The organism is Quisquiliibacterium sp. (genome assembly GCF_982640115.1).
This window is the reverse complement of record NZ_CEXFHW010000146.1, coordinates 1-10,208: the sequence shown is the minus strand read 5'-3', so window position 1 is coordinate 10,208 and position 10,208 is coordinate 1. Positions and strand designations below refer to the sequence as shown.

Sequence of the window (10,208 nt, the reverse complement as noted above, 5' to 3'; positions counted from 1 at the left end):
GCCTTCGTTGCGGGTGCGCCGCGCCTCCACGCCCTTGCGGATCCAGACCTCCTCCTGCGAGAGCAGCTTGTCGAAGCGCGCCCGTTCCAGCGCCTCGGCCGAGAGCTCGTCGGCCTTGCGCCGCAGGTAGGTGGCGAAGTCGCCCGGGTAGCTGCGCAGGATGCCGCGATCGAGCTCGATGATGCGCGTGACCACCGCGTCGAGGAAGCGCCGGTCGTGGGTGATCATGAGCACCGCGCCGCGGAAGCTGCGCAGCACGCCCTCGAGCCAGACGATCGCGGCGATGTCGAGGTGGTTGGTCGGTTCGTCGAGCAGCAGCAGGTCGGGCTCGCGCACCATCGCCTGGGCCAGCGCCACCCGCTTGCGCTGGCCGCCGGAGAGGGTGTCGATCGCGGCATCGCCGTCGAGGCTGAAGCGTGACAGCGCAGCCTCCACCCGGTGGGCGCACTGCCAGGCCTCGTGTTCGTCGAGATCGTTGGCGAGCGCGCGGGTCACCGCCTGCGACACGCTCAGGCCGGGCTCGAAGGCCGGCTCCTGCGCCAGGAAGACCACCCGCACGCCACCGGCATGGCGGATCTCGCCGGCATCGAGCTTCAGCTCGCCGGCGATGGCCTTGAGCAGCGAGGACTTGCCGGTGCCGTTGCGGCCGATCAGGCCGATGCGCTCGCCGGGCTCGATCGCGAGATCGACACCGGCGAGCAGCGCATGGTGGCCGAACGCGAGTTCAGCCCCCTGAACCGTGAGCAGGGCCATCGGGCGGGATGCGCGCCCGAGCCGGGCTCAGGCGCCAGCCTTGCGCCGGCGCGCGCCGGCGGCCGGCGCGGCCGCGGCTGCCGTGGTTGCGGGCTTTGCGGCCGCCTTGCCGGCTCGTGTGGCGCGCGGCCTGGGCGCGGCCTTGCTGGCGGCCTTGTTCGCGGCGATGCGCATGCGCAGCGCGTTCAGCTTGATGAAGCCGCCGGCGTCGGCCTGGTTGTAGGCGCCGCCGTCGTCATCGAAGGTGGAGATGCGCGCGTCGAAGAGCGAGTCTTCGGAGCGCCGGCCCACCACCGTGACATTGCCCTTGTAGAGCCGCAGCGTGACGAAGCCGTTGACATTCTGCTGGGTGTGGTCGATGAGCACCTGCAGCGCGCGCCGCTCGGGCGACCACCAGTAGCCGTTGTACACCAGGCTGGCGTAGCGCGGCATCAGGTCGTCCTTCAGGTGCGCCACCTCGCGGTCGAGGGTGAGCGACTCGATGGCGCGGTGCGCCTTCCAGAGCACGGTGCCGCCCGGGGTCTCGTAGCAGCCGCGCGACTTCATGCCCACATACCGGTTCTCGACCAGGTCGAGACGCCCGACACCGTGGCGGCCGCCGAGCCGGTTGAGTTCGGCGAGCAGCTCGTGGGCCCGCATGGCCTTGCCGTTGATGGCGACCAGATCGCCGCGGCGGAACTCGAGCTCGACATCCTCGGGCTTGCCCGGCGCTTTCTCCACGGGCACGGTGAGGCGCCACATGCCCTTGGCCGGCGGCTCGCGGGCCGGGTCTTCCAGCACGCCGCCCTCGTAGGAGATGTGCAGCAGGTTGGCGTCCATGGAGAAGGGCGCCTCGCCCTTGCGCTTCTTGTAGTCGACCGGGATGCCGTTGGCGTCGGCATAGGCCAGCAGCTTGTCGCGCGAGAGCAGATCCCATTCGCGCCAGGGCGCGATGATGCGCACATTGGGCATGAGCGCGTAGGCGCCGAGCTCGAAGCGGACCTGGTCGTTGCCCTTGCCGGTGGCGCCGTGCGAGATGGCGTCGGCGCGCTCGGCGCGCGCGATCTCGACCAGACGCTTGGCGATCAGCGGCCGCGCGATCGAGGTACCGAGCAGGTACTCGCCTTCATAGAGCGTGTTGGCGCGGAACATCGGAAAGACGAAGTCGCGCACGAACTCCTCGCGCAGGTCTTCGATATAGATCTTCTTCACGCCGAACTTCTCGGCCTTCTGGCGGGCCGGCTCGAGCTCCTCGCCCTGGCCGATGTCGGCGGTGAAGGTGATCACCTCGCAGTGGTACTCGTCCTGCAGCCACTTCAGGATCACCGAGGTGTCCAGGCCGCCCGAGTAGGCGAGAACCACTTTGTCGATACGCTTGTCGGGCTTGGTCATGGGCGGGGGCCGGGTGGCGCCGAAAGGATGGAAACCCTCGATTATATAGGCCGCGCGAGCCGCGCCGGCCGTCACCGCCATGCGCGGTACAGTGTCGGAGTGAGCCCTGCCCCCGATCCCGCCGCAGCGCCCGAGCCGCCGCGGTTTCGCGCCTCGCGCGGCTTCGTGGTGCTGCTCGCCGCCCTCGGTTCGATCGGCCCCTTCGCCATCGACACCTACCTGCCGTCGCTGCCGGCCATAGGCCGCGATCTCGCCGCCTCGCCGGTGCAGGTCCAGCAGACCCTGTCGGCCTATCTCTTCGCCTTCGCGATGGCCATCCTGTGGCACGGCTCGGTGTCCGATGCCCTCGGCCGACGGCGTGTGCTGCTGTTCTCGTACGCGGTGTTCGCGGGCGCCAGCGTCGGCGCGGCGCTGGCCGGCAGCATCGAGGCCCTCTGGTTCTGGCGTGCGGTGCAGGGCCTGGTCGGCGGCGCGGGCCTGGCGATCAGCCGCGCGGTCATCCGCGACCTCGCCCATGGCGCCGACGCACATCGGCTGATGGCCCAGTCGACCATGGTCTTCGCGCTCGCGCCCGCGATCGCGCCGATGATCGGCGGCCTGCTCCAGGACTGGCTGGGCTGGCGCGCGGTGTTCTGGTTCCTGGTGCTCATGGCCTCGGCGCTGTGGCTCGCGGTGCTGCTGCTGCTGCCCGAGACCCTGCCGCCCGGGCGCCGGCAGAGCCTGCGCCCGGCCTCGCTCGCCCGTGGCTATGTCTCGGTGTTCCGGCAGGCGCAGTTCTGGCGGCTGTCGCTCGCGATGGGCACCAGCTTCCAGGGCTTCTTCCTCTACGTGATGGCGGCTCCGGCCTTTCTCATCACCCTGCTGGGTCTGGCGCCCACGCAGTTCTACTGGCTGTTCCTGCCCTTCACGATCGGCACCATGGGCGGCGCGCTGCTCGCGTCACGGCTGGCCGACCGCTTCGCGCCCGATGTCAGCATCCGGCTCGGTCAGGTGCTCATGGCAGGGGCAGTGGCGGCCAACCTGCTGGTGAGCTGGCTGCTCCCCGGTGCGCTGCCCTGGGCGGCGCTGCCGCTGTGCGTCTACACCTTCGGCCTGGCGATCGCCACGCCGCCGCTGCAGGTCATGCTGAGCGATCTCTCGCCCGAGCGGCGCGGCATGGTCTCGTCCTGTCATGGCTTCGTGCAGAGCGTCGCCAACAGCCTGGCCGCGGCTCTCCTGGTGCCGCTGCTCTGGGGTTCGCTGATCAGCCTCGCCCTGGGCAGCGCCGCCCTGATGGGCGTGGGCGCCGTGCTGCTGGTGGCGCAGCGCCGATTCAGGCCGCAGCCGGCAGATCGATGAAGAAGGTGGCGCCCTCGCCGGGGCGGCTGCGCAGTCCGGCGTGGCCGCCGTGCAGTTCGGCCACCCGCTTGACGATCGCCAGCCCCAGCCCGGAGCTGCCGCGCAGGTCGCGGTGCCGGGAGGTCTGGTAGAAGCGGTCGAACACCCGGGGCTGGTCTTCCTCGGCCACGCCCGGCCCGGTGTCGGACACCTCCATCCGCAGCCCGCCGGCCTCCCGCATCACCTGTACCCGCACCCGGCCCCCGCTGGGCGTGACGCGCAGCGCGTTGTCGATGAGATTGGCCAGCGCCCGCTCGATCAGCCCCGCGTCCACCGCGGTGAGCGGCAGACCGTCCGGGTAATCGAGTTCGAGACTCAGGCCGGCCTCGTGCGCGCGCGCCAGGAAGCGCTGCACCACATCGTCGGCGAGTTCGCCGATGGCGATCGGCTCGGGGTGGGTGCGAAACTCCGGGCTGTCCAGCCGCGAGAGCTCGTTCAGCGCATCGGTCAGGCGCTTGAGATGCTGCGCATTGTCCGAGGCGCGGGCGAGATAGTCCGCCTGCTCGGTGGCGCTCAGGGTGCCGCCCTTCAGCCGCACGGTGTCCAGCAGGCCGATCAGCGCGGTGAGCGGCGTGCGCAGGTCATGGGACACGCTGGCCACCATCTCGCGCCGGCGGGTGTCGGTCTCGCGTGCCCGCGCAGCCTCGAGATTGAGCCGGTCGAAGGTCTCGCGGAAGGTGCGCGAGAGCCGGCCGACCTCGTCGTCGCGGCCGCAGTTGGGCAGCAGCAGCTGCTCGACGCCCGCGGCGAAGTCGGCATCGCGCACCCCTTCCACCACCCGGGTGAGCTGGATCAGCGGGCGGGTGAGCAGGGCCATCATGGCCAGGGTGAGCAGCACGCCCAGTGACAGGGTCATGAGGGCCACCGTGACCGCGGTGCGCACCGCATAGCTGCGCAGCAGTTCGGGCGTGTGCGAGGCGAGGTCGGTGGAGCGCGCCGCCACATAGAGCCAGCCCTTGACCTGACCGCCGCGCATCACCGGTCGGGCCGCCACCAGGCAGCGCCGGCGGGGCTCGTCAGGGTCGTGGGCGATCACCGGCTCATCGGAGCCGGTCTCGAAGGCCGCGCGTACCGGCGCGAGGTCGATCGGCTGCGCGCCCCGATGCGCGCCCGGGTCGCCCGCGCTCGCCAGGATCGCGCCGGTCTCGTCGAGCAGGTACAGGCCGGTGTTGGGCGAATAGAGCACATACTCGCGCAGCTGACTGGAGAAGGCGGACGGATCCTTCTCGTAGGCGGCCCACAGGTCGGGGTGCATCTCGAGCACCCGCTCGATGAAGCGCGCCGACTTGTCGGAGGTGAGGTCCATGTAGTAGCCGCGCACCGAGGTGAACAGGATGCCGGCCAGCAGCACCGCGGTGAGCAGCCCGAAGGCCGCCACCAGTGCCAGCACCCGGAAGCGCAGGGACTTCATCGGCCGGTGGCCGCCCGCGGGTCGGTGAACCGGTAGCCCACCCCGCGCACGGTCAGCACATAGCGCGGGTCGGCGGGGTCGGTCTCGATCTTGCCGCGCAGGCGGTTGATGTGGGTGTTGACGTTGTGCTCGTAGCCCTCGAAGCTGGTGCCCCAGACGGCATCGAGCAGCTGCATGCGGGTGAACGCGCGCCCCGGGTTGCGCGCGAAGTGCAGCAGCAGGTCGAACTCCCGCGCGGTGAGCGCCACCGGCCGGCCGCGCAGCCGCACCTCGCGGCTGGCGGTGTCGATGCTCAGGTCGCCGAACACCAGCCGCTCGTCATCGCTGGCAGGCGCGACGGGCCGGCGCTCGATGCGCCGCAGGATGGCCTTGACCCGCGCCTGCAGCTCCGGGATGGAGAAGGGCTTGGTGAGGTAGTCGTCGGCGCCGAGCTCCAGGCCCAGCACCCGGTCGATCTCGCCGGATCGGGCGGTGAGCATCAGCACCGGCGTGTCGATACGGTCCAGGCGCAGGGCGCGCAGCACTTCAAGGCCGTCGCGCCCGGGCAGCATGCCGTCGAGCACGATCAGGTCGAAGCGGCCGCTGCGGGCCGCCTCCAGGCCCTGCACCCCGTCATGCAGGCACTCGACCTCATGGCCGAGGTCGCGCAGGTGCAGCGCGATCAGATCGGCGATGTCACGCTGGTCTTCGATGACGAGGATGCGGCGGTCCATGGGTGGGGCGTCCGGAGCGGGGCTCGGGGTGGACGAGGCGGCAGGATAGTCCCAGCCGGCGTCGCTTGAAAGCCGATCGCGCAGCGCCGGTCCGTCGCGGGCCGGCGCATTCGTTATCGAATCGTGATCTTCGGGTGATCTGGCTGACAGATCGGATGGGCAGACTGGCTGCATTGCTTGCCCCACTGAACGGAGGCTTCGTCCCCATGAGTGCTGCCACCCTTTCACCCGCCCTGTTTCCCGAATCCGTCGGCCTCGCGGCTTCGGCGCGCGCCACCGCCGCTGCCGCGCTCGAGCTGGCCACCCACCGTGGCGCCATGTTGCGATTCGCCCGTCGCCGCATCCGAGACGAGGATCTCGCCGAGGATGCGGTCCAGGACGCGCTCGCTGCCGCGCTGGCCAGCCGCGAGGGATTCCAGGGCCGTTCCGCCCTGCGTACCTGGCTGATCGGCATCCTCAACCACAAGATCCAGGATGTGTTCCGTCGGGAATCCCGCTACGTGCGGCAGGCCACCGAGGACGATCCCGTGGACGAGATCCCCGCCGAAGGCCTGCCCGGCGGCCTCGAGGCCCTGGCCCAGGCCGAGGCCCAGGACCCGCTGATCGAGGTGTCGCGTCGGCGCATGCGTGCGCGGCTGGCGCGCGAGATCGACGCCCTGCCGCCCACCCTGCGCGAGGTCTTCGTGATGCAGGTGATCGAGGGCCTGTCCACCGAGGAGGTGTGTCAGCGGCTGAACATCAGCGAGGCGAACTGCTGGGTCCGGCTGCATCGGGCCCGCAAGCGTCTGGCCGAGCGCATGCGCGAACACCGGGAGTAGGCCGCGGCCGCGCGGCGGCCTACCATGAGGGCTTTCATCGATCGGAAGCCCGCCATGAAATACCGCCGACTCGGCGCCACCAATCTCGATGTGTCGGTGCTCTGCCTGGGCACCATGATGTTCGGCGACCAGGCCGACGAGGCCGCCAGTGCCGAGATCGTCGCCGTCGCCCGCGACCGCGGCATCAACTTCATCGACACCGCCGATGTCTACAGCCGCGGCGTGTCCGAGGAGATCACCGGCCGGCTGATCGCGGCCGACCGGCACCGCTGGGTGCTGGCCACCAAGGTCGGCAACCGGATGTCCTCCGATCCCAACGCGGGGCGCTGGTCGCGCAAGTGGCTGATGCGGGCCTGCGAGGACAGTCTGCGCCGGCTCGGCACCGACCATATCGACCTCTATTACCTGCACCGCGACTTCGAGGACGACAACCTCGAGGAGGCGTTGCGCGGGCTGGATGACCTGATCCGCGCCGGGCGCATCCGCAGCTGGGCGCTGTCCAATTTCCGCGGCTGGCGGATCGCCGAGGCGGTGCGGCTGGCCGACCAGATCGGCATGCCGCGACCGGCGGTGTGCCAGCCCTACTACAACCTGCTCAACCGCATGCCCGAGGTCGAGCTGCTGCCGGCCTGCGCCCACTACGGCCTGGGCGTGGTGCCCTACAGCCCGGTGGCCCGCGGTGTGCTCACCGGCAAGTACCTGCCCGGTCAGCCGCCGGCGCAGGACAGCCGTGCCGGCCGGGGCGATCGCCGCATGATGGAGACCGAGTGGCGCGAGGAGTCGCTGCGGGTGGCGCAGCGCCTGGCGGTGCACGCCGCCGGCCGTGGGCTGCCGCTGGCGCGCTTTGCCGTGGCCTGGGTGCTGGCCAATCCGCTGGTGAGCTCGGTGATCGCCGGCCCGCGCACGCTGGCGCAGTGGCTGGACTACTTCGGCGCCGAGAGCGTCGACTGGACCGACGCCGACGAGCAGGCGGTCGATGAGCTGGTCACGCCCGGGCACGCCTCCACCCCGGGTTACCACGACCCGTCCTATCCCTTCAGCGGACGGCGGCGCAGCCGCTGATCACCGGACGAGGCCCGCGAGCGCAGGCGGCGCGCCAGCAAAGCGGCCGCCAGCGGCGCGTCCGGCCATAAGCGGATCGCTGGTATCGGAGACGGGCCACGCCTCGGAACGCCGGGTCGGCGGGCGCGTTGACAGCCGATTCCGGCGCGTGCTCTCCTCGGTTGACACACAACGACAGCGTGTCGCGCCGATCGCCGGCTGGCCGAGGATCGCGCAGGCGCGCGGATCCTTCTCCGGGGAGACTCTCGCGTGACCGCATTGCCCGCTCATCGCCGCGTGTCGCGCGTGGCCGCCCAGTGCCGGATCCGGACATGAGCGACGGATCTCCCCGTCCTCCCCTGTCCGGTCTGCGGGTGCTCGAGATCGGCACCCTGCCGGCCGGCGCGCTGTGCGCCCGCCTGTTCGCCGATTTCGGTGCCGAGGTGGTCAAGGTCGAACCGCCGGGGGGCGACCCGTCGCGGCTCGCATCGCCGCGCATCCAGGGCCTGGCGCCCGAGATGGCCGGCGCCGCCTTCGCGGCCATGAACTTCGGCAAGCGCTCGGTGACGCTTTCGCCTGACACCGCGGCCGACCGGCCGACGCTCGCGCGGCTTCTGGCCGCCGCCGATGTGATCATCGACAGCCTCGATCCGGCCGAGCGCGCGGCCGCCGGCATCGATCACGCGGCCCTGCGTCGCGCCCGCCCGGGCCTCGCGGTGGCCGACCTGAGCTGGTTCGGTCGCAGCGGCCCGTATGCCGGCTGGCGCGGCACCGACTCGGTGTGCCGGGCGCTGGGCGGGCAGATCCAGCTGATCGGCCCGGCCGAAGGGCCGCCGCTGGTGCTGTCCGACCATCAGTCCTCGGTGGTGGCGGCGCTGTCGGCCTTCATCGCGCTGGCGGCGAGCCTGCCCGGGCGCGACCGCGCCGGCGGCGGCGCCTGGGAGCTCAGCGTGCTCGAGGCGGTGGTGGCACTCTCCGAGTATCAGGGCTGCGAGGCCGAGCCCACCGGGCGCGGCCAGCCGCGCCTGGGCATCAACCGCTTCACGCCCACCTATCCGATGGGGGTGTACCGCTGCCGCGAAGGCTGGCTGGGCATCACGGTGGTCACGCCGCTGCAGTGGTTCGCCTTCTGCCATCTGCTGGGCATGGATGACCTCGCCCATCATCCCGACTATCACATGGGCCCCGACCGGCTGCGCTTTGCCGACACGCTCGAGCCCCGGATCGAGGCCGCGCTGGCCAGCCAGAGCGCCGAGCACTGGTTCGCCCGCGGCCTCGAGGAGAAGCTGCCCTTCGCGGTGGTGCCCGACATGGCCGGCTTGCTGCAGGTGCCGCCGTTTCGCGAGCGCGGTGCGATCGCCCGCCTGCGGGTGGCCGGCCGCGAACTCGAGGCGCCGCGCTCGCCGCTGCACCTCACCCTCACCCCGCCGGCCTCGGGCGGCGAGGTGCCTGCCCCCGGCAGCAGCGATCCGGCCGCACTCTGGCTCGACCGCGCTCCCGCGCCGGTGTTCACCGGGCCGGTACGCCGCCCGGGCGCCGACCACGGCCCCCTCTCGGGCCTGCGCATCATCGATCTCTCCATGGGCTGGGCCGGGCCGCTGTGCACCCGGCACATGGCCGATCTCGGCGCCGATGTGATCAAGGTCGAGGCCTGCGGCTATCCCGACTGGTGGCGCGGCACCAGCCAGAGCCAGGCCGAGTTCGAGGCGCGCACCTACGAGAAGCTCCCGCGCTTTCTCGCCATGAACCGCAACAAGCGCGGCATCACGCTCGATCTCACCCATCCCGAGGGCGCGGCCCTGCTGCGCGAGCTGGTGCGTGGCGCCGATGCCGTGGTCGAGAACTACTCCAGCCAGGTGCTGCCCAGGCTCGGCCTGGGCTATGCCGACCTTCGCCAGATCAACCCGCGGCTGGTGATGGTCTCGATGGCCGCCTACGGCGCGAGCGGCAGCTGGTCCGACTGCCGGGCCTATGGCTCCACCCTCGAGCAGGGCAGCGGCCTGCCCTCGGTGTCGGGGCGCGCCGACGACCCGCCGGTGATGAACCACATCGCGCATGGTGACGCGGTGGGAGGCCTGAATGCCGCCTGCGCGCTGCTGGTGGCGTTGCGCCATCGCGAGCTGACCGGCGAGGGTCAGCATGTGGATCTCGCCCAGGTGGAGTGCATGCTGCCCTTCGTGGCGCCCTGGGTGGTCGAGCAGTCGGCCAACGGCCAGCTGGCGCCTCGCACCGGCAACCGCCACCCGGACCATGCGCCGCACGGCATCTACCGCTGCCAGGGGCCCGATGCCTGGCTGCTGGTGGCGGTCACCGATGACGCTGCCTGGCGCGCGCTCTGTGCGGCCATCGGCGCGGCCGAGCTGGCCGCTGATCCCGCGCTCGCCGAGGCGGCCGGCCGACGCGCGCAGGCCGATCGCATCGATCAGGTCCTGAGTGCCTGGTGCGCCGTGCGTCCTGCCGGCGACGCCACGCGGCGGCTCCAGCAGGCCGGCGTGGCGGCCGGCGAGGTGCTGCCCCCGGTGGCGCTCTACACCGATCCGCATCTGGTGGCTCGCGGTGTGATCCGCCGGGTGGAGCGAGCGGTGGTCGGCCTGCATCCGCTGGTGAGCCCGCCGTACCGTCAGGGCGGTGTGCCGCCGCCGGTGCGCTGGCCGGCGCCCACCATGGGCCAGTTCAACCGCGAGGTGCTCACCGGCGTGCTCGGCCTGACCGAGGCCGATCTCG

The 10,208-nt window shown here is 71.6% G+C and carries 8 protein-coding genes; 4 read left to right on the top strand and 4 right to left on the bottom strand.

Features of this window, described 5'->3' with window-relative positions; translation table 11 throughout:
- Both AC2H6A_RS14705 and AC2H6A_RS14700 read right to left on the bottom strand, forming a co-directional pair.
- The coding region (locus AC2H6A_RS14705; RefSeq protein ID WP_484274352.1) for an ATP-binding cassette domain-containing protein at nucleotides 1-753 on the bottom strand (753 nt) is incomplete at its 3' end.
- A gap of 27 nt (nucleotides 754-780) precedes the next feature.
- Nucleotides 781-2,124: an argininosuccinate synthase gene (locus tag AC2H6A_RS14700; RefSeq protein WP_484274351.1), complete on the bottom strand. Its 1,344-nt coding sequence runs from the start codon at nucleotides 2,122-2,124 to the stop codon at nucleotides 781-783.
- Nucleotides 2,125-2,223: 99 nt separating this feature from the next.
- Between AC2H6A_RS14700 and AC2H6A_RS14695 the strand changes: the two genes are divergently transcribed.
- Nucleotides 2,224-3,462 (top strand): multidrug effflux MFS transporter, encoded by a 1,239-nt coding sequence (locus AC2H6A_RS14695; protein ID WP_484274350.1) that lies wholly within the window; start codon nucleotides 2,224-2,226, stop codon nucleotides 3,460-3,462.
- On the opposite strand, the gene AC2H6A_RS14690 is transcribed toward AC2H6A_RS14695, so the two are convergent.
- Both AC2H6A_RS14690 and AC2H6A_RS14685 read right to left on the bottom strand, forming a co-directional pair.
- On the bottom strand, nucleotides 3,437-4,912 hold the full coding sequence (locus AC2H6A_RS14690) for a sensor histidine kinase (protein WP_484274349.1): 1,476 nt from the start codon (nucleotides 4,910-4,912) through the stop codon (nucleotides 3,437-3,439). The two genes, AC2H6A_RS14695 and AC2H6A_RS14690, sit on opposite strands and share 26 nt — an antisense overlap.
- Entirely contained in the window at nucleotides 4,909-5,625 is a 717-nt protein-coding gene (locus AC2H6A_RS14685; protein WP_484274348.1) for a response regulator transcription factor, read from the bottom strand. The genes AC2H6A_RS14690 and AC2H6A_RS14685 overlap by 4 nt, the downstream gene beginning before the upstream one ends.
- Nucleotides 5,626-5,831: 206 nt before the next feature.
- Here AC2H6A_RS14685 and AC2H6A_RS14680 point away from each other — a divergent pair, with 206 nt between their 5' ends.
- The 3 genes from AC2H6A_RS14680 to AC2H6A_RS14670 all read left to right on the top strand — a co-directional run.
- The gene (locus AC2H6A_RS14680; protein ID WP_484274347.1) at nucleotides 5,832-6,443 is read left to right on the top strand and encodes a sigma-70 family RNA polymerase sigma factor; all 612 of its coding nucleotides are present in this window, start codon (nucleotides 5,832-5,834) and stop codon (nucleotides 6,441-6,443) included.
- Nucleotides 6,444-6,497: 54 nt separating this feature from the next.
- Entirely contained in the window at nucleotides 6,498-7,505 is a 1,008-nt protein-coding gene (locus tag AC2H6A_RS14675; protein WP_484274346.1) for an aldo/keto reductase, read from the top strand.
- Nucleotides 7,506-7,816: 311 nt separating this feature from the next.
- Nucleotides 7,817-10,208, top strand: a 2,392-nt coding sequence (locus tag AC2H6A_RS14670; RefSeq protein ID WP_484274345.1) for a CaiB/BaiF CoA transferase family protein, incomplete at its 3' end; no start/stop codon positions are given.